This is a genomic window from Chthoniobacter flavus Ellin428 (assembly GCF_000173075.1).
Classification (GTDB): domain Bacteria; phylum Verrucomicrobiota; class Verrucomicrobiia; order Chthoniobacterales; family Chthoniobacteraceae; genus Chthoniobacter; species Chthoniobacter flavus.
Genome location: NZ_ABVL01000016.1, coordinates 18,948 through 43,092 on the forward strand (window position 1 = coordinate 18,948; position 24,145 = coordinate 43,092).

The 24,145-nt window shown below is 61.6% G+C and carries 17 protein-coding genes and 1 pseudogene; 8 read left to right on the top strand and 10 right to left on the bottom strand.

Annotated elements, in window-relative coordinates; all coding sequences use genetic code 11:
• Positions 1-119: 119 nt before the first annotated feature.
• The 9 genes from CFE428DRAFT_RS34220 to CFE428DRAFT_RS22055 form a co-directional block, all read right to left on the bottom strand.
• Positions 120-788, bottom strand: a complete 669-nt coding sequence (locus CFE428DRAFT_RS34220; RefSeq protein ID WP_006981861.1) for a hypothetical protein — start codon at positions 786-788, stop codon at positions 120-122.
• Positions 789-932: 144 nt separating this feature from the next.
• Positions 933-2,303 (bottom strand): deoxyguanosinetriphosphate triphosphohydrolase, encoded by a 1,371-nt coding sequence (locus CFE428DRAFT_RS22020; RefSeq protein WP_006981862.1) that lies wholly within the window; start codon positions 2,301-2,303, stop codon positions 933-935.
• Positions 2,300-4,393, bottom strand: a complete 2,094-nt coding sequence (locus tag CFE428DRAFT_RS22025) for a vWA domain-containing protein (protein WP_006981863.1) — start codon at positions 4,391-4,393, stop codon at positions 2,300-2,302. Before CFE428DRAFT_RS22025 ends, CFE428DRAFT_RS22020 begins: the two co-directional genes overlap by 4 nt.
• Positions 4,394-4,410: 17 nt before the next feature.
• Positions 4,411-5,406, bottom strand: coding sequence for a DUF58 domain-containing protein (locus tag CFE428DRAFT_RS22030; RefSeq protein ID WP_006981864.1), 996 nt, complete (start codon positions 5,404-5,406; stop codon positions 4,411-4,413).
• A gap of 8 nt (positions 5,407-5,414) precedes the next feature.
• On the bottom strand, positions 5,415-6,398 hold the full coding sequence (locus CFE428DRAFT_RS22035) for an AAA family ATPase (protein WP_006981865.1): 984 nt from the start codon (positions 6,396-6,398) through the stop codon (positions 5,415-5,417).
• Positions 6,399-6,647: 249 nt separating this feature from the next.
• On the bottom strand, positions 6,648-8,864 hold the full coding sequence (locus CFE428DRAFT_RS22040; protein ID WP_006981866.1) for a tetratricopeptide repeat-containing sulfotransferase family protein: 2,217 nt from the start codon (positions 8,862-8,864) through the stop codon (positions 6,648-6,650).
• Positions 8,865-8,931: 67 nt separating this feature from the next.
• Positions 8,932-11,673 carry an autotransporter family protein gene (locus CFE428DRAFT_RS22045; RefSeq protein WP_237705543.1) on the bottom strand — a complete coding sequence of 914 codons (2,742 nt, stop codon included), beginning with the start codon at positions 11,671-11,673 and terminating at the stop codon, positions 8,932-8,934.
• Positions 11,674-11,863: 190 nt separating this feature from the next.
• Positions 11,864-12,451, bottom strand: coding sequence for an adenylyl-sulfate kinase (cysC, locus tag CFE428DRAFT_RS22050; RefSeq protein ID WP_202797482.1), 588 nt, complete (start codon positions 12,449-12,451; stop codon positions 11,864-11,866).
• Between the two features lie 76 nt (positions 12,452-12,527).
• A complete protein-coding gene (locus tag CFE428DRAFT_RS22055; RefSeq protein WP_131989778.1) occupies positions 12,528-13,097 on the bottom strand; it encodes a hypothetical protein in 570 nt (189 codons plus the stop codon).
• 53 nt (positions 13,098-13,150) lie between these two features.
• Here CFE428DRAFT_RS22055 and CFE428DRAFT_RS22060 point away from each other — a divergent pair, with 53 nt between their 5' ends.
• The 8 genes and pseudogenes from CFE428DRAFT_RS22060 to CFE428DRAFT_RS22095 all read left to right on the top strand — a co-directional run bounded on the left by CFE428DRAFT_RS22060 (position 13,151) and on the right by CFE428DRAFT_RS22095 (position 22,639).
• A complete protein-coding gene (locus CFE428DRAFT_RS22060; RefSeq protein ID WP_006981870.1) occupies positions 13,151-13,795 on the top strand; it encodes a bifunctional 4-hydroxy-2-oxoglutarate aldolase/2-dehydro-3-deoxy-phosphogluconate aldolase in 645 nt (214 codons plus the stop codon).
• 287 nt (positions 13,796-14,082) lie between these two features.
• Positions 14,083-16,266, top strand: coding sequence for a ribonuclease R (gene rnr / locus CFE428DRAFT_RS22065; RefSeq protein ID WP_006981871.1), 2,184 nt, complete (start codon positions 14,083-14,085; stop codon positions 16,264-16,266).
• A gap of 251 nt (positions 16,267-16,517) precedes the next feature.
• Complete coding sequence (locus CFE428DRAFT_RS22070) at positions 16,518-17,006, top strand: TetR/AcrR family transcriptional regulator (RefSeq protein ID WP_006981872.1); 489 nt, start codon at positions 16,518-16,520, stop codon at positions 17,004-17,006.
• Positions 17,007-17,188: 182 nt separating this feature from the next.
• Complete coding sequence (locus CFE428DRAFT_RS22075; protein ID WP_202797483.1) at positions 17,189-18,124, top strand: HlyD family secretion protein; 936 nt, start codon at positions 17,189-17,191, stop codon at positions 18,122-18,124.
• A 3-nt stretch (positions 18,125-18,127) separates the two neighbouring features.
• A pseudogene (locus CFE428DRAFT_RS41260) lies at positions 18,128-19,098 on the top strand (ABC transporter ATP-binding protein).
• Positions 19,095-20,237, top strand: a complete 1,143-nt coding sequence (locus tag CFE428DRAFT_RS22085; RefSeq protein ID WP_006981876.1) for an ABC transporter permease — start codon at positions 19,095-19,097, stop codon at positions 20,235-20,237. Before CFE428DRAFT_RS41260 ends, CFE428DRAFT_RS22085 begins: the two are co-directional and overlap by 4 nt.
• Before the next feature lie 130 nt (positions 20,238-20,367).
• The gene (locus tag CFE428DRAFT_RS22090; RefSeq protein WP_042725567.1) at positions 20,368-20,808 is read left to right on the top strand and encodes a 23S rRNA (pseudouridine(1915)-N(3))-methyltransferase RlmH; all 441 of its coding nucleotides are present in this window, start codon (positions 20,368-20,370) and stop codon (positions 20,806-20,808) included.
• Between the two features lie 472 nt (positions 20,809-21,280).
• The gene (locus tag CFE428DRAFT_RS22095; RefSeq protein WP_006981878.1) at positions 21,281-22,639 is read left to right on the top strand and encodes a hypothetical protein; all 1,359 of its coding nucleotides are present in this window, start codon (positions 21,281-21,283) and stop codon (positions 22,637-22,639) included.
• Between the two features lie 59 nt (positions 22,640-22,698).
• Here CFE428DRAFT_RS22095 and CFE428DRAFT_RS22100 read toward each other — a convergent pair whose 3' ends face one another.
• On the bottom strand, positions 22,699-24,126 hold the full coding sequence (locus CFE428DRAFT_RS22100; RefSeq protein WP_042725537.1) for a hypothetical protein: 1,428 nt from the start codon (positions 24,124-24,126) through the stop codon (positions 22,699-22,701).
• Positions 24,127-24,145: the final 19 nt, after the last annotated feature.

A 24,145-nucleotide genomic window follows, 5' to 3' on the forward strand; every position in this document is an offset into this window, starting at 1 on the left:
CCTGTCCTTTCCACAAAAAAATCGGGAGGGCGGAATTCGGCCGGGCGGCGACTCTCAGGTCACCATCGCCCGGCGGAAGCCCGCCCTCCCGGAACCACCAACAAAGTTTCGGTTGGCGCTTACTCGGTGATGCTCGGGGTCGTCCGCGTGCCGTACCGTTGCGGATCGATCGTCAGAGCATACGCGATGCGTTCGGCGGCATTCTTGTAGTCAAACTCTTCGGCGCTGCCGAGGCCGGGAGCGTAGGTCGAACCGAGCGCGCCGGTGTCGCCGCTGCTGGCTTTGACATCGAATTCGTAAATCACATTGCCGGCGCCGACGCCGCCCTTGCTCATATCCTTGTCGCCCATCGCGACGTAGTGGCCACCGACATCGGTGATGCGCACGTGGATTTTCACGCAAGAATGACCAGCCTCAAAGTTGCCAAACAACGCCCGCAGCACCGGGCTGCCGGCGTTGGCATATTCGATATCGCTTTCCACGAGCCAGCCGGTCGTCGGCTTGTCGTTGTTGTCCAGCACCATCGCCGGCGCCAGCTTCTCCATCTCTTCCTTGAGCGCGGTCGAGAACGCGGCCGGAGCCAGCGAACGCCGGATCGCGTGTTCGCCTACGCTATCGCCATGGTGGCCTTTGAACGGCGCATTCTCGGCAATATAGGAGCGAATGTAGATGGCCTTCGGCTTATACGCGCCGGACGCGATATCGGTGTGGGTGATGACAGCCCCGGCGCAGCCGGAAAGGACGCAAGCAGCGCCCGCAGCGCTAAGGAGGAGGAGGGTGTTTTTCATAGTTGGCAAAGGATTCTCGGTTGAAGGATGCAGATTCCGTGCCTGAGCGAGTGCCAAGAGCCAGGTAACGAGATCCAAGTGGGGCACTATCTGGCGAGTGGCCCCGAACACTTGGCTCTCGTATCTTGGCTCTTGGCACTCATTTCATTGTCCTGGCAGGGAAATGCCCCGGATTTTCTTAAAGAGGGACACGGCGTAAGTATCGGTCATTCCGGAGACAAAGTCGATCATTCGCAGGAGCCGCTGGTAGGGGTTGCCGTCGGGTTCCTTGCCGGGGCCGAGGGATTGTTCCGGGACGAGGCGCAGAAGCTTGCGGCTGCGGGGGCTGGCGTGCCTGGCGCCACGGCGGGCGACGTCGCTTACGGCGGAGACAAAGTCATCCAGCAACCCGCCCAGGACGGAAAAGCCGGCGGCCTCGATTTCGACCCCGCGGGTGGTCGAATAGATCGTCTCCACGGAGCGCTGCTTGATCGTCTCCAGTTCGTCGCCGGCGGCGATGTGATCGATGAGCGGTGCATCGAAATCACCCGCCAGGATGGCGTCTTCCTTTTCGAGAAAAAGCCCGGCAGCCTGCTGCACGGCGGTGCCGATGGCCAGCGCGCGGAGGAACTCGATACGCTCCTTTTCCTCCCGCATCGCTTCCGACCGCTCTCGCAAAGAGGCGTCGCCGATGACACTCAGAAAACGGTCGCGCACTTCTTCATAATCGAGATAACCGAGCCGGAAGCCGTCCTCGAAATCAACCAACCGGTAGCAGATGTCATCCGCCGCTTCGACGAGGAAGGCGAGGGGATGCCGCGCCCACCACGAGTGCAGCGGCGAGCGGCGGATCAGTCCGCAGCGAGTGGCGACGTCGGCGAAGAACTCACGTTCGCTTTGGAAGAAGCCGAATTTCTTGGTGCTCGCGCCTTCGTGGACGCGCGCCTTGTCCGGGACGAGTGATTCGATGGGATACTTCGTAAAAGCCCCGAGCGTGGCGCAGGTGAGCCGCAGGCCGGGATTGTCCGGCATCTGTAACCGCGTGATGAGCCGGAACCCCTGCGCATTACCTTCAAAGCGGGCCAGGTCCTCCTGTTCGTTCTTCTTCAGCATCGTGCGGGCGTCCTGCGCGACCTTCGAAGTCTCGAACCACACGCGGATGGCGTCTTCGCCCGAATGACCGAAGGGCGGATTGCCGAGGTCATGAGCCAGCGCCGCGGCGGAGACGATCGCGCCGAAGTCCGAGGCGTGAATGCCAGGCAACTCCCCGCGCTCGCCAATCGCCGTGCCAACGATGGTGCCGAGCGATCGGGCGACGCTGGCCACTTCCAGGCTGTGCGTGAGGCGCGTGCGCACATAGTCGTTGTCGGCCAGCGGGAAAACCTGGGTCTTGTCCTGGAGGCGCCGGAAGGCGGACGAGAAGATGATGCGGTCCGAGTCACGCTGGAAGGGCGAGCGTTGCGGTTCTGCACCGGCGGGGCGGCTGCTGCCAAGGCGGTCGGCACAAAGTAACTGGGGCCATTGCATGCTCGTCATGATTGTTTATTCGCGGTGCGGAGGAGAAAGAGTTGAAAGAGAAGTTCAATCAGCAGCAGGGCTACCGCGGCGAGCACGAACCAATGAAAAATCGGCTTCCCGAGAATGAGATTCTCGAAGTCCTCGTGACCCTGCACGAAGAAACCGGCCTGGCCTTTCTCGCTCAATTGCTCCGGCAATAGCGCGCGGTCGATCGGGCGCAGGTCGCTTTCGTCCGGCGGCGGGTTAACCGCGTAGGAGTGCAGCAGCTTCGGCCCGCGCATGGTGTAGAAGCCCGGTTCGTCCGGCGTGAAAGTGATGCCGATCCGCTCGCCGAGCGGTTCCGTTTTCACATCCGCCAGCTCGCCGCCCGGCTTGCGCAGCGCATTCTCCGCCAGTTCGCTCTTCCATATCTCGTCCGAAACGGTTTCGCCCACTTGCGTGGAGAGGGGCAGCGGCTCGTCGCTGGTGAGGTTTTTCACGATCTCCTGCATCCATGCGGGGAAGATGCGTTGCCGCGCGAGGTTGCTGGAAAATTCGCTGACCGAGAAATTCATGAACAGCATGGTGCCGAGCCCGTGATTGGCGCTGGCCATGGCCGGGGTGTCGTCGGCGTAGGTGAGCAGGACCTTTCCCGCACCGGTCGCAGCGGCATCGTCGATGTCGTAGAACTCGAGCAACGCGAGATTCTGCCGATTGGCCTCGCGAAAGAGCCGGAGATAGCGCGATTTGAAATCACCGCGAATGATCTGCTGCGCCGCGGCGCCGACATTTTTCGCGATACGGCGAGCGCCGAGTTGCAGCGGCAGGGTTCCGGGGCCGGTCGCGCGTTCCAGCGCGGCGAAATTGGCCACGTCGTTCTCGCCGTCGAGGAAATAGCAGATGCCTCCGCCGTGGAAGACGAAGTCGGCTAATAGCTTGCACGTGGCCTCGTTTAGCGGGCCGGTGTGGGTGAAGAAAATCTTCCGCACCGCGGCCAGTTTCGCGCTCGTGAGACCGGCGGCGGGAATCTGTTCCGGCAGCAGCGAGCCCGCATGGTCTTCATAAGGATTTAGGGCCGTCTTGAGGAAGAGGACCGCATCGCGTTTCGGGTCGGGTGCGTCGGAGACGATAAGAATGCCCTCCTTTTCCAAAACGGGGATGGTGAGGAAATAATGGTCATCCAGCGGGAGGTCATCCGGCGGGATGCGGATCTCGCACTGGTGCAGGCCCGGTCCGCCCGGCGGCACGGGCAGCGTAATTTTCGCCGTACTCCATGGGGCCACGGAGACTTCCTTTTCGAAGCTGCTACTTCCATCGATCATCACCTTCACCGGTTCCTGCATGGGCTGATTGCGGAAATTACCCACCTCCACTTCCAGCGTCACCGTGTCGCCGGCGAGGACCTGTGACTGACTGAGCGTGGCGCCGAGGATGGCGCGATTGTCCGGATGCGGTGGCGCGCAATCGACAAAGAACAGCCGCGCCGATGGCGGCAATGCGGTGAAGTCGACGTTCGCCCAATTTCGGCGCTGGAAATCGGACAAATAGTAGATCTCCGGCCGACCGCTACTCTGCGCCAGGAGTCGGGCGGCGACGGTATTGGCCCGGCTGAAATCGGCGCGGCTGTAGCCGGGCTTGATGGCCGCGAGGAAATGCTTCGCGTCGGGATGATTGCGCGACATTTCGAAAAAGCACGACTGCGCGGTCTGTCCGGCGGTGACGATATTCACGCTGTCCTCCGCGCCGAGCGTGGCGAGGATTTTTTCCGCTTCGTTTTGCGCCCGCTGCCGGCTGCTGAGGCCGCCACCCTGGTGTTCCATGCTCAGCGAATGATCGATGACGATGAGCACCGCCCGTGGTGCTTTCCGGTCGGCATTCGAATTGAAGCGCCGCAGGAGCGGTTTCAAAAAGGCCAGCAGCAACAGGGCGATCAATGCCGTGCGCAGCAGGATCAAAAGCCAGTGACGAAGGCGAAAGATGCGCGACCGCTGGGCGATGGTCTCGCGGATGTGTTTCACCGACGAGAATTCGAAGACTCGTGGGAAACGTAAATTCAGTAGGTGGATGACCAGCGGCAGGAACGCAAGCAGGACCAACCCGGGGAGCAGGGCTAGATTGAGAAAGCTCATGGCAGGTCCTCGGAGAGTTACCGCTGGCGCTCATTTCTGCCTCGGAAGCCGAGATAGGCTTCGATGGCATCCAGATACGGTCGCTGGGTGTCCACCAAGCGGTGCTGAATTCGACGCAGGTCGGCCTCGTGGGCCAGAGTATCAATGTGCTGCTGGATGTGAGCCCGATAGCTCGCGCGGATTTCGTCCGGGTCGACCTGCACGGTTTCCGCGGTTTCGAGATCGATGAATTTGGCGGCGTTGAAGGCCGGCAGGTTTAGTTCGTCGGGATCGACGATCTGCAGAAGCAGGATTTCGAATTTGCGATGGACGAATTGGGCCAGCGCATCGAAGAGCGCTGTCGTGTCGTCGAGAAAATCGGACAGGATGACGATGCGCCCACGCTTTTTGAAAAGCGCGTTGCATTCCTGCACCGCGCCGGCGATGCCGGTGGTCAGCGCCGGCCGCACTCGCTCGAGCTCGGTGACGAGGCGGTGCAGATGCCGCCGCGTTCCGCCGGGAGCGAGGAATTGCATGACCCTTTGCGCGAAAAGTACCAGCGCGGCTTTGTCGCTCTGGGCCATCATGAGATAAGCGAGTGCCGCAGCGATCTTGGCCGCGAGAAGGTATTTCGAAGGCCGCTTCTCGCCCGCGTAGCGCATCGAACCGCTGATATCGACCATCAGATAGACGGTCATATCCGTTTCCTCCTCGAATTGCCGCAGATACAATCGCCGCGTGCGTCCATACACGCGCCAGTCGAGCCGGGAGAGTTCGTCGCCTGGAGTGTATTCCTTGTAATCCGCAAACTCCGCCGCCGAGCCGCGATAGGGTGACTTGTGCTTGCCGGAGAAATAACCTTCCACCACCGCCCTGGCGAAGAGCAGCAGGTTCTCGAATCGTTCCAGCTCCTGCACATTGAGCAGCGACGGCGACGGCTCTTTGGCCCGAGCCTGCCGGCGCAATTGCAACAGGCTCAGCGCCGCGCCGGTGCCGGTCGGTTTTGGCAGCGGAGGCGGCGTCGAGGAAGACATGGCGAACGCTAGTAGTTTTTTTCCTGCACTTGGGTGAGAAGTTCGTGGATAATATCCCGCGACTTCTTCCCCGCGCCAGTGGCTCGGTAATTAGTAATCACCCGATGCTGCAATACTGGCAGCGCGACTTCGCGCACGTCGGAGGTTTCCGCGGCGATCCGGCCGGCCAGCAGGGCGAGCGCCTTGGCACCGAGGATGAGATATTGCGAAGCGCGCGGGCCGGCGCCCCATTCCACGAAATCGCGGGTGATCTGTGGCGCTTGCCCATTACCCGGTCGCGTCGCCGCGGCGAGTCGCACGGCGTAGTCGATGACGTGATCGCTCACTGGCGCGGCGATGACGAGTTGTTGCGCGGCGAGGATTTGTTCGAGCGATACGACGGCGGTGAGTTTTTCGGCCATGCGCAAGGTCGTGCGGCGGACGATCTCCATTTCTTCTTCGTGCGCGGGGTAGTCGAGATTCAGCGAAAACATGAAGCGATCGAGCTGCGCCTCGGGCAGGGGATAGGTGCCCTCCTGTTCGATGGGGTTTTGCGTGGCGACGACAAGGAATGGATCGGGCAACGCGCGCGAGGCACCGGCCACGGTGACCTTGTGCTCCTGCATCGCCTCGAGCAGCGCGGATTGCGTCTTCGGCGGCGTGCGATTCACTTCATCGGCGAGCAGCAAATTGGCGAAAATCGGGCCGGCGAAGTACTCGAATTCCAGTTTGCGATCGCGCTCTTGCAGCAGTTCCGAGCCGAGGATGTCGCTCGGCATGAGATCGGGCGTGAACTGGATGCGCTTGAAACTGAGCGTGAGCGTTTCGGCAAGGCTGCGGACGAGGAGCGTTTTGGCCAGCCCCGGGACACCAATGAGCAGGCAATGCCCGCGCGCAAACAAACTGACCAGCAACAGGCGGATGATCGACTCCTGCCCCACCATGATCTTGCCGAGCTCGGCGGTGATACGCGCATAGACGTCCTTCACAGCCTGCGGGGAAATGTCGCTCATAAGGATGCTCCTGTCCGGGGACGCTAGCGGAGCGGGTGGGGATTGCCAATGGCCGTTTGCTCGGGGGCGCCGTTGGCACGCAGGAAGAAAATCGCTCGAGACGGTTTTGTCGTGACATGCTCAACACCAAACACTGTATTTGCACTTACAATCCTCCGTGCCTTGCTTCTTGTTCAAGGCACGGAGGATGCCTTTTTCCTATTCGCGAGTAGCCCGTCTCGCGAAAGCAATTTCCGAATACCGGACGGTTTAACGTCCAGTGCCGAGAATCTCCAGCAATGGCCCCAGCACGGGCTCGTAATGCCGCCAGCGCTCCAGCGAGCGCTTGTAAATCGGCTGGCGCACTTGCGTCACGCTGGCCGTGCGCACCAGGCGCTCCGTGCGGTGAAACTCCAGGCAGGCGTCGTCCCAAGGCAGGCCGACAAAATCGAGCAGGCGCCGCGTCTGTCCCGCCTGGTCCGCGACCGTTTCCTCGTAATCGATCTCCAGCATGGGCACCGGCAAAACCTTTCGCCAGTGCTCCATGATGCGCTCGTATTGCAAGATCCGCTGGCCGATGTGCCGCAGATCGAAAGCCCAGCGGATTTCCTTGAACGGCGTCATCCAGCACGAGACGGCGACATCGCGCACGTCGCGCCGGCAGTGAATGATGCGGGCTTTCGGAAACGCCGTCACGATCCAGCCGAGCAGGCTGTAGTTATCGGGCATTTTGTCGACAATCCGCTCCACGCTTTTCGAGCCTCCGGCTTTTTCCACCAGCGTCTGCAATTGTTCGAGATGCCAGTCGGCCAATGCGCGGATTTCTGCGGCGCCGACGTCAGTGAGGCACTCGGCAGACTCCGTGGTGCGGTCCAGCAGCGCGGGCAGGCTGTGAAAAACCCGGCCGGCAAAATTGCGCTCCCCGGCTCCAAAGACATGCGGATGGCTGGCGAGAATTTGTTCGGTCAGCGTGGTGCCGCTGCGCGGCATGCCGACGATAAAAACGGGCGCCTCGGAATCACGGCCCATTCCTTGCGTGCGCCGGAAGAACTCCGGGCTAAAGGCGCTGATGAGTTGGCCGATATGTTGTTCGTACTCCACGGGCTCGTAATGCCAGCCGCGCTCGCGCTTGAATTCACTATGCAAGGCATTGGCCGCCACCGCATGCTCACCGGCCCGGACGTATTCCTTGCGTCCATCCCAGTAGTGGGCGAGCCCGAAATGCACGGAGGCGCGCGCGCCTTGCCGTGGCCACTTGGCGGCCAGCAGATCCTCCATGGTGTGCGCATCGGCCTCGGGCAACTTGCCGCGTAGATTGAGCGCGAGATTGGAAAGCGCCGGGATGCATCGGGGATTGATCGCCAGCGCCGCGCGGTTGCTGGCATTGGCTTCCTCCACGTCGCCCGCGGAGGCCTGGATCGAAGCTAGACTGGCCAGCGCGCCTGCGTTTTCCGGGCGCAGAGCGGCGGCCGCGCGCATGGCGGCGACGGCCCCTTCGGCTTCGCCTTCCTCCCACAGCGCATTGCCCAATCCCAGTTGCGCCTCGAAGCTCTCGGGATGCTCGGCGACGATCTGGCGAAACTCTTCCACGGCTGCGGTGCTGTCGCCGGCCGCGGCAACGGTGGAGGCGAGCGCACAGCGGGTTTCCAGGCGGCCCGGTTCCGCTTCGAGCGCTTTTTCGTACCAGCTCTCCGCCTGGATCAGATCGTCCGTTTCCTGCCAGATGCCACCAATAAGGGTGCAGAGCTCGGCGGAATCCGGCATTTTTTCCTGCGCTTGCGCAAAGGCGTCCATCGCTTCCTCCAGCCGGTCCAGCGACCTGAGGACGTTCCCCAGATTCATCCAGGCAGTTCCCGAGTGCGGTTCCAATTCCGTCGCCCGGCGGGCCAGTTCCACGGCGCGCTCAGGCTGGCCCACGCCCAACAGGAGGAGACCAAGATTGCCGACGGCGTGAGGAAGATCGGGATCGATCTCCAGCGCCTCTTCGTACCCGTGAATCGCCTCCCGCAGTTGGCCAAGCTCACGCAGGGCGTCTGCCCGGTAGGCTGGGGCAAGCGCGTTGGCGGGAGAGATTTCGATGGCGCGATCGAAAGCGGCGAGAGCCGCCGCATAGTTCTTGGTGGCGAAATAAGCGCTGCCGAGATTAAGCGCTGCGGTGAGGTAATCCGGCTTGAGCGCGAGCGCCTGGCGGAAGCTCTCGATGGCTTTGTCCATCTCCTGCAAGGCCCTCCGCGCCTCGCCGAGATTGCAGTGGTAAATCGGCTCCCGGGGATCGAGGCGAATCGCGTGCTCGAGATGCTGGGCGGCTCGCTGGGGAGCCTGCTGATCCAGCGCGATCAAGGCCAGCAGGTTGCGCACGCCGGCATGGTCCGGAAACGTGCGCCGCAACCCATCGGCTGCCTGCTGGGCCTCCTTGGTTCGCCCCGCGCGCAAATCCTCGAAGGCTGCTTCGAGACGCTGGCGCGGGTCAGGAGTAGGGTGTGTCACTCGAAGAGGCAGTCAGGGACGGTGGAGATGCATTCGTCCCTACCACCACTGCGGGGTGCGATCCACCCTAGAACGCGATGCGGAATCCGCCGGTCACGCTGCTCGACTGGTAATTCGTCCGGCCCAGCTCGCCATCGTAATAGAAGTAGGTGGACATGCGCTCGTTGAACTGCACGGCAAAGCCGGCGCCGAGCAGCGCGCTGTCGCGTCCCAGTTTGGGGCCATTGACGAGGAAGGAATTGCCCGCGCCATTGGCAAAGCTGGAATCGATGGCATAAGCGGAGTCGCCGTATTCGTGCTGCCAGGAGGCGCTGAGCTCGGGTTTGATCAGCACGCCGCCGACTTTCCAGTCGTAGCTGGCCTTGAAACCAAACGCCGAGCGCAGGGATTCGCCTTTGCCGCCGTGGACGTTCAGCGGAGCGAGGGAGCCATGCTCGGTGAATTCGCTGGTACCGAGGTAGGTGTAGTTGAAGGTCGCGGTGGGACCGAAGGTCAGGTTGCCTTTCTTGAAGTCGTAACCGGTGCCGAAGAGCACGTTGAGTTCGCCGCCATCGGTATCTCCACGGGCCGTGCCCTGAAGTCCGCTGCGGTGGGTATCGTAGCTATTGTAGCCGCCGAAGGCCGCAAAGTCGGCGTAGAGCCCCTTGGCGACGCTGGCGGCCGGCGCTTGCACTTCCTTGGAGTCCTTGGACGAATCTTTCGACATCGTCGGCGCCGCGGCCACCGGCTGGTTTTGGTAGAAGGTGCCGTAGAGCCCCAGCTTGCCGCCGTTGACGTGAATCCGGCCGCCATCCACCAGATCGGCGGTCGTGCCGGTGTAACCAGCCGCCAGACCGATGGCGAAATTCGGCGTCACCTTGTAATCCGCGCCGAGAGTGAATCCTCCGCTTTCCAAGTCGTAGCCACGCGCGTTGTCGGTGTCGCCCACGCTGACCCATTCGCCGGTGCCGGAAAGGAAGGCGCCCCAGCGTTCGTCGGTCAGCGGCACCGCCCGCATCTTGCTGTCTTTGTCGTCACTGCCGTTCGGGCCGGCGACGCCGCCGCGGTTCATCGGTCCGCTGAAGCTGGGACCGTCGCCATTGATGGCGAAACCGGCGGCACTGAAGCCGCTCAAGCCGCTGCGGATGTCATCGGTGCGGCGCTGGATGTTCAGCGACTGCACTTTTTCCAAGGCCACGCCGATGGTGTACATCGAGGTGAGTTCCTCGGGAGCGATCTTCACAAAATCGCCGGGCAGCTTGGGCAGCGGGCGGTTGTCGACGTAATTGGTCAGCTTGTCGGCGCGGCTGTCGTAATTGATGCTGTCCAGTGCGCGGGCCACCGACTTTTGATTCGGCGTGAGGTCCCAGGCGTTGGCGAAGTCCTGGAAGGTTCGCACCTCGAGGCTGACGCTCTGGCCGCGGTAGACGAGTCGGGGATTCAGGATCGTATCCGTGACGAAGGGGTTAACGACATCGGCGAACTTCCCGGAGATCCCGCCGCCGGCGGTGAGGAACTGGAAGTTATCGCCGCGGCGCAACTTGAACTTGTCGAGGGCTTGCAATTGCAGCGTACCGTTGAGCTTCGCCGATCCATCCACGGAAAAGACATCGAATTGGCCTTTGCTATGGCCGGCGAACTGGATGACCAGCGTGCCCGTGGGCCCCTGAACGAAGTTACCCGTGAGGTGAATCTGACCGGGAGAATGGCCCGGGCTGATGGTGCCGGCGTTGAAGAGATTGCCGAAGATGGTGCCGTTGCCGCCGAGGAAGCCGCCGAAATCGATGTTCAGTTGGTTGACCTTGAACGTGGCGTTTTCCAAGTCGATGCTCGATCCATTGACGAGCTCCACGGGACCCGTCGTGACGGTAAGCGTATTGAAGATCTTCAGGGAACTGCCGGACAGGAAGGTGAGAGAATTCACCGTGTTGTTCCCGCCACCGGTGACGACTGGGCCGCCGACGAGGAAGTCGGCCGTGGTCGGGATGTTCACGGGGGCCGAGTTCTGGAGAATCGGACCGGTCGAGATGGCCAGCCAGTTCTCAATCTCTGCCAGATCGGACGCGGACAATCCTGAGAGCAAGCCGGCGGAGGTCAACGCGCTCAGGCTGGCAAACGTCGAGCTACCCGATAGAGCACTGGCCAAGTCCGGATTCAATTGAACGAACCACATCAGCTCCTCGGTCTGGCCGGGTGCGAGCGTGAGGCTCCATTCCTCGCCGATGATGTCATTTCCGTTTTGGTATGCACCGAAGAATGGAGTCTTACCTCCGGGGCCGAAAAAGACCCACGTCTCATGCGGGTCGTCACCCAGGTCGCCTGTTTGACCCTTTTGGTGGCTGATCACGTAATTGTCCTGAGTGAGACTCAGCGTCGATCCCCCGCTGGCGTAGCGGAGTACTTCGGTGTTGCGATCCGAGCCGAGATTGCCTCCGACGCCGACATTGATCGTGAGGGTGGTGCCGGTGGTGTTAGTGAACACGCCCACGGCGCGGACTGTAGATCCCGTGCCGGTGAAGAAGTAATTCAGGCTGGTGTTGACCCCACCGATGTTTTGCGGGGTGACGATATTGACGAAAGTGCCTGCCGCGGTGGTCGTGAGGTCTACCTTGCCGGCGGGAGGGATGAATACTTTGCCGTTCACCGAGATCCCGACCGCTCCGTCAAAGCCGTCAGTTCGGGACGGAGAAATGAGGTGCGCTTCCGAAATGCCGTATCCCGAAGAAGGGCGGCCGGCGTGGGTTCGAAGGCTGCCGGTGGATTGGCGGATCCACCACTTCGCATTCCCGGCAGTGACGGCGAGGGTATTTCTATTAGTCAGTGTGAACACGCCGCCCAGCGCCCGCGCCGCCAGGCCGATACCTCCTAGAAGGCAAGCTGCCGCCGTGCGACGCGCTGAAGGGGGGAGTCTCAGTTTCTCGAAAGACGATGCCATAGCCATATGGCGCGAAGCCTGTAGTCTTCATTTCTCTGTGCGACAAGCGTAATCGCACGTAGATTATGAAAATTATATTTACCGACTAGCCCTGCGCACTATCAGGTGAGAAACGTGCGCCGAGGAATTCAAGCAACGTCCGAATGCTTTCGCTCTCGAGTTGCGTGCCGGTGGAAAGCACGATTTCTGCGTGTTGCGGCGTTTCATAGCCGGAATCAATGCCGGTGAATGCTGCCAGATTGCCGGTCCGCGCTTTCTTATACAATCCCTTCGGGTCGCGCCGCTCGCAGATTTCCAGCGGGCAGTCCAGATAGACCTCGATGAAATCGATGCCGCTTGCCGCGGCGACGCTCCGGGCCTGGTGACGGTCTTTGTGGAATGGGCTGATGAGTGCGACGACGACCATCAGGCCAGCCTGGGCCATCAGCCGGGCGATTTCCGCCACGCGGCGAACATTTTCGGCTCGATCTTCCGGAGAAAACCCGAGATCGGAGTTCACGCTGCGCCGGAGTTCATCGCCATCGAGCACGCAGACTCCGCGGCAAGCCTGGCGAAGCGCTCTTTCCAGGGCGGTCGCGATGGTCGTCTTTCCCGACCCGCTGAGACCGGTAAGCCAGATGATCGCGCCGGTGGAGGGACCGGACGGTGAGGGAGGGGAGATGTCGGACTTCAAGCCGAGGATTCTTGAAGCAGAAATCGAATCCACGGAAGCATCCATTTTGCCCAAAACGGGGTGACGAGCGATTCGTTCAGCGGGTCGGCGTCTTTTCGAGGAAGGCGACGAGGCGGACGACTTCCGCCTTCGCGCGGCCGGTAAGCGGTTCGGGGAAATGGGCCCACAGATCGAGCATCTGCGTACGTTCATCCGCGGAAACCGGACCGAGGCGGGCGAAGATGGAGCGCGTCAATTGCAAGGCGGCGAGTTGCTGCGGTTCGTTCATTTGCTCGATGCCCAGCGTGGTGATCTGCTCGCAGAGGTGCGGCGACAGGGCGGCGGCCTGCGGTTGAGGACACGCTTCGATGAGCGCGCGAAGCGCTTCCAGCGAGGCCCACGGTTTCTTTTCTTCGAGGGCGCGTTGCTTCCAGTTCTCGAAGGGTTGCGCCTCGATGGCCTGGCGCGCGACTTCGCGCACCGCACAATCCGTGGAGTCCAGGTAGGGCCACGCGATGTCAAGCGCCCGGGCATCGACGCGGCCTTGGAATACCGCGAGTTTTTCCCGTGCCGCCTTGGCGGCTTCATTGACCGGAGCTTTGGGAGGAGGGGTGGCGCCAAACGCCAGAACGGCGGCAATGCAGAGAGGGACTAGGACATGGACCACACGCAAATTCCTGTTCATCGCCAATAACCTGCCTAAAAAGGGCGCTTCATTCCATGACCAAATCCGAAATCATTCAACGGCTCCTCGATCCCGGCATCATCGCGATCATCCGTGCGGATTCTTCGGAACAACTCCTCGAAGCCGCGGGCGCTCTGCTCGCCGGCGGGGTCACGGCCATGGAAGTGACGATGACGACGCCGAATGCGCTCGAGGTCATTACTGCGGTGACGCAGAAATTTGGCGAGGCGATCCTCATGGGCGTGGGCAGTGTGATCGACCCGCGCACGGTCTATGCCGCGGTGGCCGCGGGCGCGGAATTCATCGTCACGCCGGTGACGAAGCCGCAGGTCATCGCCGCCGCGCAGCATCTCGGCAAGCCCATCGCCAGCGGCGCCTTCACGCCCACGGAATGCCTGCTCGCCCACGAGAGTGGTGCGGATTTCGTGAAGCTCTTTCCCGCTGATCTCGGCGGCCCGACTTATATCAAGAACGTCCTCGCCCCGCTGCCGATGCTTCGCATCGTGCCGACCGGCGGCGTGACGCCCGACACCGCCGCGGCCTTCCTCAAGGCCGGCAGCGTGGCGCTCGGCGCTGGTTCCTCGCTCGTCTCGAAAGAGATCCTGCAAAAGCGCGATTGGGTGGAGTTGAAGAACCGCGCCGCGACTTTTGTGAAAGCAGTGCACGCGGCAAAATTGTAGCGGCGCTATCCTCAGCGTCGGTGGTTTCGCGAAAAGTGCTGGCATATTAAATATGTCGATGTATTGTCGGCGGCATCAAGGCGCTGGGTCGGTATGAGTGGTGGCTTCCGAATCGCGCCTAATTTGTAAGTTCAGTCTTTTATCATATATCCGCGCTCTGCTGCTTTTTGGATGGAGTTTGTTCCCATGGCATGGGCTTCGACGGCAGCAAGCAGAGTTGTTAGGATCGGCTCGCACGATTCTCCTTCCGCGCGCATTACCCTCATCCCTCATTCCCCATTTTTCACATGAAACGTAATAAGAAACAACCAGACCAAGGTGGTCTGAAGGAGCGCATTCGGCAGCTCCTCCGTAACCCGAACTACCGTCCGCTTGACAAGGTCGAGCTTTCCAAAGCGCTGCGCTGGCCGAGCGACCAGCGCGCCGAATTACGCGAAGCCCTCCGCGAACTCGAAACCGCCGGTGAGATCGCGCGCATTCGCAAGGACCGCTACGTCCTGCCGCAGACCGCCGATCTCGTGACCGGCATCCTGCAGGTCCATGCGAATGGCCACGCGCATCTGCTCAGCGAAACGCCGGGCGTGAAGGACGTCTTCATTTCTGCGCCCAATCTCGGGACCGCCATGCACAGCGACAAGGTCGTCGCGCGCTTGATGCACGAAGGCCGCGAGCAGCGCCGTGGTGGCGCCCAGGAAGCACGGGTGATCAAGATTCTCGAACGGGCCAACGACACCATCGTCGGCACGCTCCAGTCCTCGAAGAACTTCTTCTATGTCATCCCCGATGACCCGAGGCTGCAGCACAATATCTACGTCAAACCCGAACCCAAGGGGGCGCAGGTCGGTGACAAGGTGGTGGTGCGTTTTGAGGAATGGGAGTCGCGCCACGTCAACCCCGAAGGCGAAGTCATCGAGGTCCTCGGTCCGGCCCACGCGCCGGGTGTGGACATGCTTTCGATCATCCGGAAATACCAGCTTCCGATGGCGTTCCCGGATGCCGTCGAACGCGAGGCCGAGAAGATTTTCGAGACCGTTCATCCGGATGAAATCGCGCGCCGCGAGGACTGCCGCGGACAATTCATCGTCACCATCGATCCCGATGATGCCAAGGATTTCGACGATGCCATTCACGTCGAACGATTGGCGCGCGGCTGGCGGCTCGGCGTGCACATCGCCGATGTCTCGCACTACGTGCGCCCTGGGCATCCGCTGGATCGCGAAGCGCGCAAACGTGGTAACTCGACCTATCTCGCCGATCGCGTGATCCCGATGCTGCCCGAGCGCTTGAGCAATGGCATTTGCTCGCTCAAACCGGGCGTCGAGCGGCTCACCTTTGGCGCCTTCATCGATTTCGACGAGAGCGGCAAGATCCGCAAAGCGCGTTTCGCCAGGAGCGTGATCAAGAGCGCGGCGCGGCTGACCTATCGCCAGGCGCTGGCCATTCTCGAAGATCGGCCCGTGCCGGCCACGCCGAACTACGAGCGCGGCGGAAAAGTGCATCTCGATGCCAAACCCGTGCCGCTCAATGTCACGCCGGAATTGCGTGAACGCGTGAAGCTCGCCTGGGAACTCGCCTCGCTGCTGCGCAAGAACCGATTCGCCGCAGGTTCGCTCGATCTCGATTTCCCCGAAGTGAAAGTGTGGCTCGACGACCAGGGCCGCGCCGTGCGGCTGGAGAAAATGGACAACGACATTTCGCATCAGCTCGTCGAGGAATTCATGCTCGCGGCGAATGAAGTCGTGGCCAAGGCGCTCAAGGATCGCAAGATCCCGACGGTCTACCGCATCCACGAAGACCCGGACCCGGATCGTCTCGCGGATTACCGCGAACTCGCCATCAGCTATGGCTTCCGCGCCGGCGACCTCACCCAACGGCGTGAATTGCAGCGCCTGCTCGCCGCCACGCGTGGCAAGCCGGAGGAATATGCGCTCAAGCTGGGCTTGCTGAAGAGTCTGAAGCGCGCCCGTTATGCCACCGACCCGGTCGGGCACTACGGTCTCGCCAAGGTGAATTACACGCACTTCACCAGTCCCATCCGCCGGTATGCCGACTTGCTCGTGCATCGCGCCCTGGCCGGGGAGAAGCTCGGCGGCGTTGGCGCCGTGGGCGAAATCGCCGCGCACATTTCCACCACCGAACGCACTTCCGCAGATGCGGAGCGGGACAGCACGATGCTCAAGAAGATGGAGTTCTTCCAGCGCCAGCTCACCGCGCGTCGTCCGGAGGAAATGCGGGCCATCGTGGTCGATGTGCGTAGCTACGGGCTGGTCGTGGAATTACCCGATTGCCTCATCACCGGCCTCATTCACGTGAGCTCGTTGCCGGATGACTTCTATCAATTCGACAGCACGCGGCTGCGTTTCGTCGGCCGCCGCAAGAACAAAACCTACCAGATCGGCGACGTGTTGCAGGTCATCGTCTCCCGCGTCGACGCCTACAAACGGCAGATCGATTTCGTGCCCGTGAAGTAAGGGGAAGGAAGAGCAGAACATCCAACATCCAATGGCGCAAGCGTGTGCGATCGCGCTTCTTATGTTGGGTGCTGGGTGTTGGGTGTTGGGTGGAGGTCTCTGTCTTCAGCAAAGCGACACGCTCTCTGACACGCGTAGGAGCGTATCGTAGTAACTTTCCTTCTCCCCTCTGCGTCTCCGCGTCTCTGCGTTTAAAAATTCCCTTGCATTGACCATGGAAACTTAGAATACTGTTTTAGTTTCCAGAGGTTATGCCCGCTCATCCATCCATCCTCAAAGCCGGCACCGACGTCCGCCCACCGGCGGAAGCCGCCCGCCGGATCATCGCCGGCGCCCGCCGCTACTTCTTTTCCCACGGCTTCCGTGGCGTGACGATGGACGACCTCGCCGCCGAACTCGGCATGAGCAAGAAAACGCTCTACGCTCATTTTGAGAGCAAGATGGCTCTCCTGCGGGCAGTGATGGACGACAAGTTGAGCGCCGTTGAGGCCGATCTGGAACAGGCCCTGCAGGAAGCGGGTGGCAGTTTTCCCGAACGTTTACAAGCGCTGCTCTCCTGCATGCGCATGCACACCGAGGAAATCGGCGCCGCTTATGTCCGCGATGTCCGCCGCGAAGCCCCTGAGCTCTTCGCCCAGGTGCAGCAACGGCGGCGCGAATTGATCCAGCGCTTCTTCGGCAAGCTCATCCAGGATGGTCGCAAGGCCCGGCATGATCCGCAAGGATATCCCCCGCGGTGATGTTGATCGAGATGCTGCTCGGCGCGGTCGATTCGGTCGTTATCCCCCACAAAAAATGGATGAGCTCCAGACGACACCTCGCGAGGCGTTCATTCAAAATCATCACCGTTTTTCCTCGAAGGCGCGCTGACCGATGAAGGGGAGAAAGAAAATGAAAGATGGCGCTTTTCCATTTTACGCACGTGCGCGCTGGCTCTTGCCTGGCCGCTTTCACCGGTTGTCATCGGCAATCATCCAATCGCTTCCAAGGCTATGTGGAAGGCGAATACGTCTACGTCGCGTCGCCTTTCGCCGGACAGCTCGAAACGCTCTCGGTGAAGCGCGGGATGCGGGTGAAAACCGGTGACCGGCTTTTCGCCCTGGAGTGCGGTTTGGAAACGGCCGCGCGCGATGAAGCGGAGCGCAAATTGGTGCAGGGAAAGGCGAATCTGGAGGACGCGAAGAAAGGCAAACGGCCTCCGGAGATTGAATCCGCCGAATCTCAATTGAAGCAGGCGCGCGCCGCCCTGGTGCTCTCGGAAAAGGAATACAAACGTCAGGACGATCTCCATACCCGTGGCGTCACCTCGGCCGAGGATTTCGATCGCGCCCGTTCAGCGCGCGATCAGGACCAGCACCGTGTCGCGCAACTCGAGGCCGATCTGACGACCGCGCACCTCGGTGAACGCGAGGATCAAGTCGCCGCCGCCGAAGCCAATGTGCGCGCTCTCCAGGCTGCGCTCGCGCAGGCGGATTGGAACCTCTCGCAGAAACGCCAGGACGCCCCGGGGAATGGCCTGGTGTACGATCTATTGTATCAGCAAGGCGAGTGGGTCGGCGCGGGCAAGCCGATCGTCGCGTTGCTGCCGCCGGAGAATGTAAAGGTGCGGGTGTTCGTGCCCGAGGTGAAAGTGGGCGCGGTTCACCCGGGAGAACCGGTGCACGTTTTCGTGGATGGCGTCGGCGAAACTTACGCGGGGAAGGTGACCTATATTTCGCCGCAGGCGGAGTACACACCGCCCGTCATCTACAGCCAGGAGAGCCGCGAGAAACTCGTTTTCATGATCGAGGTTCGCTTCGACACGCCGACCGCCGCGAAGCTGAATCCCGGACAACCGGTGGACGTAACGTTTCAGTGACCTATGAACGGCGAACTAGCCATCGACGTACGTGGGATGACGAAACGCTTCGGCGATCGCACCGTCGTCAATGACATCGCGCTGCAAGTCCGGACCGGCGAGATCTACGGCTTCCTTGGCCCGAACGGCAGCGGCAAGACCACCTTCATTCGCATGCTCTGCGGATTGCTGCGCGCCGATGCGGGCAGCGGCACCTGTCTCGGGCACGATGTCATTACCGAGAGCGAGATCATCAAGCGGCAGGTCGGCTACATGACCCAGCGCTTCAGCTTCTGGGAGGATCTGAGCATTGCGGAGAATCTCGATTTCGTCGCCCGCATGTATGACGTGAAAAATCGGCGCGAAGCCGTGCAGCGCAGCCTCGAACAACTCGGCCTCGCCGGCCGGCAGAAACAACTCGCGGGCGAACTCTCCGGCGGCTGGAAGCAACGCCTCGCGCTCGCGGCCTGTCTCATTCATCAGCCGAAGTTGCTCCTGCTCGACGAGCCAACCGCCGGCGTCGATCCGAAGGCGCGGCGCGACTTTTGGGAGCAGATTCACATCCTCGCCGGGGAAGGACTGACCTTTCTCATCCACCACGCACTACATGGATGAAGCCGAGCGCTGCCATCGCCTCGCCGTACATCGCCTACGGCAACTTGCTGGCCAACGGCACGGTGAAGGACGTGATCGACCAGGTTGGCCTCGTCACGTGGGCGGTCAGCGGCCCCGATCTGCTGTCGCTCGCGGATCAGCTTCGCCACGCGTCCGGCGTGCAACAGGCCGTGGCTTTCGGCACCGCGCTGCATGTCAGCGGAGAGGACGCCGCGGCACTGGAGCGGGCCATCGAGCCGTTTCGCAAGGAACCTTACACGTGGCGGCAGATTCCCTCCGGGTTGGAGGACGTCTTCATCCACCTCATGGATAGCGCCCAGGATAACTTTGCCGCCGACGAGCACGCGCCTGCAGCGTCTCACCATCGCGAGCCGTCATGAGCCGCCATCCGAAATTCTCCTTCTCGCGCTTGGTTGGCATCATCGTGAAAGAGTTCACGCAGATGCGGCGGGATCGGCTGACCTTTGCCATGATGCTCGGCATCCCGCTCCTTCAGCTCACGCTTTTCGGCTACGCCATTAATTCCGATCCGCGCCATTTGCCCGCGGCGATCCTGCAAGCCGACCGCGGCCCGCAAGGCCGCACGCTGCTCTACGCTTTCAAGAACAGCACCTATTTCGATTTCACTCGTGAGGTTAAGACCGAGCAGGAAGGACACGATCTGCTTGCCCAGGGGCGGGTGCAGTTCGTCGTCAATATCCCGGAAAATTTCTCGCGTGATCTGCTCCGCGGCGACCGCCCGCAGCTTCTCGTGGAAGCCGACGCCACCGATCCCGCGGCCACCGGCTTCGCCCTCGGAGCGCTGGGCACGCTCATGAACGGCGCCCTGAAAAACGACCTCAAGGGCCCGCTCGATTATCTCAATCAGACCGACAGCCCCATCGATCTCCGGGTGCACTCGCTCTACAATCCGGAGATCAATACGCAGTACAACATCGTCCCCGGCCTCATGGGCGTGATCCTGACGATGACGATGATCATGATCACCGGTCTGGCCATCACCCGCGAGCGCGAGCGCGGCACCATGGAAAACCTCCTCTCCATGCCCACGCGCCCGAGCGAGGTGCTCATCGGCAAAATCGTCCCCTACATTCTCGTCGGCTACATCCAGGTCGCCGTCATTCTCATAGCGGCGTACTTCCTCTTTCACGTGCCGATCCACGGCAGCATCCCACTGCTCCTCGTTGTTGCGCTCATCTTCATCGCGGCCAATCTCGCCATGGGCATCACGTTTTCCACCGTGGCCAAGAATCAGCTCCAGGCGATGCAGATGACCTTCTTCGTCTTCCTGCCGTCGATCCTGCTTTCCGGTTTCATGTTCCCGTTCCGCGGCATGCCGGTGTGGGCGCAAACGATCGGCGAAGTTTTTCCGCTCACGCATTTCCTGCGCATCGTCCGCGGCATTCTGCTCAAGGGCAACGGCCTATATGACGTCTCGCGCGAGCTCTGGCCGATCGCGCTCTTCGCGGCGATCATGCTCACGGTGGGAGTGAAGCGATACCGGCAGACGTTGGACTGAGGAAAAGGATGAAGGCGGAAGGATGAAGGATGAAGAGACGTTGCGCGTGATCTCCGAGGTTGGGCGTCTTTCCGAACCGCAAAGCGTAAATGACTTCATCCTTCATCCTTCATCCCTCATCCTTTTCTCCATGCGCTGGACCATCTTCGCCATTGGCAAACCCAAGCTCGATTTCGCCCGTCTTGGCATTGACGAGTACGCGGCGCGAATGAAGCCATTTGCCCAGATTCGCCTCGAATATCTCAAAGTGGGCGATCGGGAGGACGAAAGCCGGTCCTTGCTCGAGCGCAGCAAGAGCATGTTTCGGGTGGTGCTCGACGAACGTGGCGACCATGTCACCAGCCGCGAACTGGCGAAGAAAATTGAGACCTGGGAGCAGCACGGCCCGCGCGATTTCGCCGTGATCATCGGCGGAGCCGACGGCCACACGGACGAACTCCGCAAGGCCGCCGGTTGGACATGGTCCCTGAGCAAACTCACCCTGCAGCACGAACTCGCCCTCGTCGTCACGCTCGAACAGCTCTACCGCGCCTATTCGATCAAAGCCGGCCTGCCGTATCATCGCGATTAGATCGTGTTTACGAATTGAGCCGGGCGGGGTATTTCGCGACAGCGTTTTGGAGTGCGCCAGTCCTCTGGCGCTCTGAGAGCCGATTCTCGAAAGCGGTAGGGGACTCTAAGCATTACCCACATCTTTGCTCGGTTTAGGGACAGCGGAAATTCGGCTGCGGCTCACTGGGAAGGGCGACTTCCTAGTCGCCCTGCGTTGCGGAGCGACGCCCTCAAAGAGAGGCGCTGCGCGCGTCGGTTTTTCGGTCAGCGACTAGGAAGTCGCCGCTCCCAGTGGCGTTATCCGTATCGACGTCCAAACACCGAGCAAAGATGCGGGGAATGCTTAGAGGGGACTGGCGCACTAAAACGCGGTCGCGCCTTACCTGACCCAACGTAATCGTAGACATCAACTCGAATCGTTTTCGATTCCGCCGCAGGCGGCTAAGAGGAGGCCGGGAAAAGGATTGGTCATACTAGCGTCCCGGCCCCCCATGATCTCTATTTTCCGCTGCATACTCTTTCTCGCCTGTGCATTGCTGTGCGCCCAACTGCAGGCCGATGAACTCAAGGTGGCGGTCTTCGATGTCGACGCCACGCCGCCGGTGGGGTCGATGATGGCTTACGATCCGGTGAGGGTGCAGGGCGAACTGGGGCTGCGCGCGCGGGGCCTCGTATTGCTCGGTGCTGGCGAGCCGATTGTTCTCTGTGCGGTGGATTGGCTCGGGATCGGCAATGAAGGCAATGACGTCTTCCGACAGACCCTCGCAGAAGCGGCGGGAACGACGGCTTCGCGGGTCGCGGTGCATACCCTGCATCAACACGATGCGCCGGCCTGCGACTTTTCGGCGGAGCGTTTGCTCAAGGACGTTAACGCTCCGCTGAATCGTTACGATGGCGCTTTTGCCCGCGTGGTGCTCGACCGGCTTCGGGCGGCAATCCAGGCCGCGCTGCCGGCGGCAAAACCGGTCACGCAGATCGGCCTCGGCCATGCTGAGGTCAAGGAAGTGGCGTCGAACCGGCGCATCCTCGGGCCGAACGGCAAGGTGCGCGTGACACGCTACACCGCGACGAAGGATCCCGCCGTGCGCGCCGAGCCGGAAGGCACCATCGACCCGGAGGTCTCGCTCATCAGCTTTTGGAACGGCGAAGCGCCCGTGGCGGTGCTCAGCTATTACGCCTGCCATCCGCAGAGTTACTATCGCACCGGTGTCGCCAATCCCGACTTTCCCGGCGTTGCGCGTTACCTGCGCCACCTGGAAGTGCCCGACGCGCTGCACGTTCATTTCAATGGCGCCGGGGGCAATATCGGCGCGGGCAAATACAACGATGGCTCGCACGCCATGCGCGGGGTGCTCGCGCAGCGGCTGGCCGATGGAATGAAGCGGGCCTGGGATGCGACGGAGAAATTTCCGATCACCGCGCAGGATGTGGGTTGGAAAATCGAGCCGGTGGCCGTCCCGCCGGCGACATTTCTGAGTGAACAGGAATTGGAGACGATGTTGCACGCGGCCAATGCCGATACCGTCAACGGCACCGCGGCGACGCTGGCTTGGGTGCAGCGTTGCCAGGCGGGGCACAAGATCGAGCTCAGTTGCCTGCGGCTGGGCAAAGCGCGGATTCTACACATGCCGGGAGAATTGTTTGTCGAGTATCAGCTCGCGGCGAAGAAAATGCGGCCGGATCTTTTTGTGACGATGGCGGCTTACGGGGACTACGGGCCTGGTTATATCGGGACGACGATCGGCTATGATCAGGGCGGCTACGAGACCAGTCACGCCGCCTCGCACACCGCACCGGGTGTGGAGACGGTGTTGACGGAGGGGATGCGGAAGTTGCTGCAGGACGATTAAGCGTACCGAAATTTGGGACGCGCGGGAGCGCATCTCTCTATGTGTGTCGGGCGCTGCCGCTATTTCGCGGTGTATTCCAGATCGTCGAAATAGATCTTCACTTTCGAACCACCGACGCCGGGCGAAAACAGCCCGAAACGGTCGAACTGCACGCTGCCGGTATCCAGCTTTTCAGTCAGATTCAGCGTCACTGTTTCGGCGTCGAGGGTCACGGTGACCGCGCCGAGGCCGCCGTTCGCCGCGGGATCGTAGGTGCAGCTCCAGTTGTGTGGCTTGCTGTCGGGATGCAGCACGGGACCTTGCTTGGCCAGGGCGCGCCGGCCGGCGGCATTCACCATCGGACGGAAGTAATGACCCACGCGTGTCGGTCCGCCGATCGACACGCCGATGAAATCCCGTGCCGCCCTTTTCTCACCTTCCTGCGCGCCGCTGCGGAACCAGCCGATGCAGGCGTCCGAATCCGGATCGGCTCCGGTGAAGACGACTTTTCCTTTCGCGATCAATGGTTGCTTGAGCGTGACCGGGCCGATTCGATCGGCGTAACTGGCGAAAGGCGAGCGCCAGACAATCCCCCCGATCTCGCCATTCTGGCCGCCGGCGAAGTTGGTCCGCGTGTAGCCGAAATCCTGTGCGCCGCGGCCCTCGGTTTCGGTGAAAGTCGTGCGATTGCCGACGCCGTCCCATTGCGGGTCGGAGGAGAAATCCCATTTCTGGGCGTCGACGGCCAGGTCATCCATATAGACGGCGAGGGTGCCGCCGGCTTTGCGCATGTTCATCATGCCGAAGCGATTAAACGTGGCGCCCGTTTGTTTGAAGCCCGGCGGGAGATCGACGGTGATCGGGCTGTCGATCGGATCCTTTTCGCGATCGTAGCCGGACAGCGCGTAGGTGAATTGTCCGCCGCCGTTGTTCGCCTGCGGATCGTATTTCAGCGTCCATTCGTAGCGCTTGCCTTTGACCAGGGGCGTCGGGCGGAATTTTCCGGGGATGAAGTGCGTGACGAAATGGCCGCAGCTTTCGTTCTTGGCGTTGATCATCCGCACGGCCAGTCGGGCGCCGGATTTCTCGCAGTCGAAATCCATGCCGAGGGAATTCATCGGGCGCGCGGTATCGTTTTGCGTGTCGTTGAAGAAGCCGATGAAGACGCCCGCGCTGGCCATGGTCTCGGTGAAGGTAAACGCCCCCGAGGCGGAGAAGGGCTCGTTCAGCGTGTGGGTGGGGATCTTCGCGCCGTAGTAGGCGAGGCGGCTGGTGCGGGTGATCTTGCCGCCGATTTCACCCGGCTTGCCGCCGGCGAAACTGGTCGTGGGGCTGAAGCCGAAATCCTGCACTGTGGTGCGCGGATGCTCGAGGACCACGCGATTGCCGATCTCCTCCCAGCCCGGATCGTGGTCGAAGTTTTCGTGCTTCAGGTTGGAGTCGGCGGCGCGGAGGAGGGTCGCCGAGCAGACGAGTGGGACGAGCGCGAGAAGGAATTGGCGATTCATACTGGGGGTAACCCAGACA

What these genes read in the sequence shown, in the direction of transcription:
- CFE428DRAFT_RS34220 (WP_006981861.1), bottom strand. Translation starts at nt 788, where the DNA reads ATGAAAAACACCCTCCTCCTCCTTAGCGCTGCGGGCGCTGCTTGCGTC.
- CFE428DRAFT_RS22020 (WP_006981862.1), bottom strand. Translation starts at nt 2,303, where the DNA reads ATGACGAGCATGCAATGGCCCCAGTTACTTTGTGCCGACCGCCTTGGC.
- CFE428DRAFT_RS22025 (WP_006981863.1), bottom strand. Translation starts at nt 4,393, where the DNA reads ATGAGCTTTCTCAATCTAGCCCTGCTCCCCGGGTTGGTCCTGCTTGCG.
- CFE428DRAFT_RS22030 (WP_006981864.1), bottom strand. Translation starts at nt 5,406, where the DNA reads ATGTCTTCCTCGACGCCGCCTCCGCTGCCAAAACCGACCGGCACCGGC.
- CFE428DRAFT_RS22035 (WP_006981865.1), bottom strand. Translation starts at nt 6,398, where the DNA reads ATGAGCGACATTTCCCCGCAGGCTGTGAAGGACGTCTATGCGCGTATC.
- CFE428DRAFT_RS22060 (WP_006981870.1), top strand. Translation starts at nt 13,151, where the DNA reads ATGACCAAATCCGAAATCATTCAACGGCTCCTCGATCCCGGCATCATC.
- rnr (WP_006981871.1), top strand. Translation starts at nt 14,083, where the DNA reads ATGAAACGTAATAAGAAACAACCAGACCAAGGTGGTCTGAAGGAGCGC.
- CFE428DRAFT_RS22070 (WP_006981872.1), top strand. Translation starts at nt 16,518, where the DNA reads ATGCCCGCTCATCCATCCATCCTCAAAGCCGGCACCGACGTCCGCCCA.
- CFE428DRAFT_RS22085 (WP_006981876.1), top strand. Translation starts at nt 19,095, where the DNA reads ATGAGCCGCCATCCGAAATTCTCCTTCTCGCGCTTGGTTGGCATCATC.
- CFE428DRAFT_RS22090 (WP_042725567.1), top strand. Translation starts at nt 20,368, where the DNA reads ATGCGCTGGACCATCTTCGCCATTGGCAAACCCAAGCTCGATTTCGCC.
- CFE428DRAFT_RS22095 (WP_006981878.1), top strand. Translation starts at nt 21,281, where the DNA reads ATGATCTCTATTTTCCGCTGCATACTCTTTCTCGCCTGTGCATTGCTG.
- CFE428DRAFT_RS22100 (WP_042725537.1), bottom strand. Translation starts at nt 24,126, where the DNA reads ATGAATCGCCAATTCCTTCTCGCGCTCGTCCCACTCGTCTGCTCGGCG.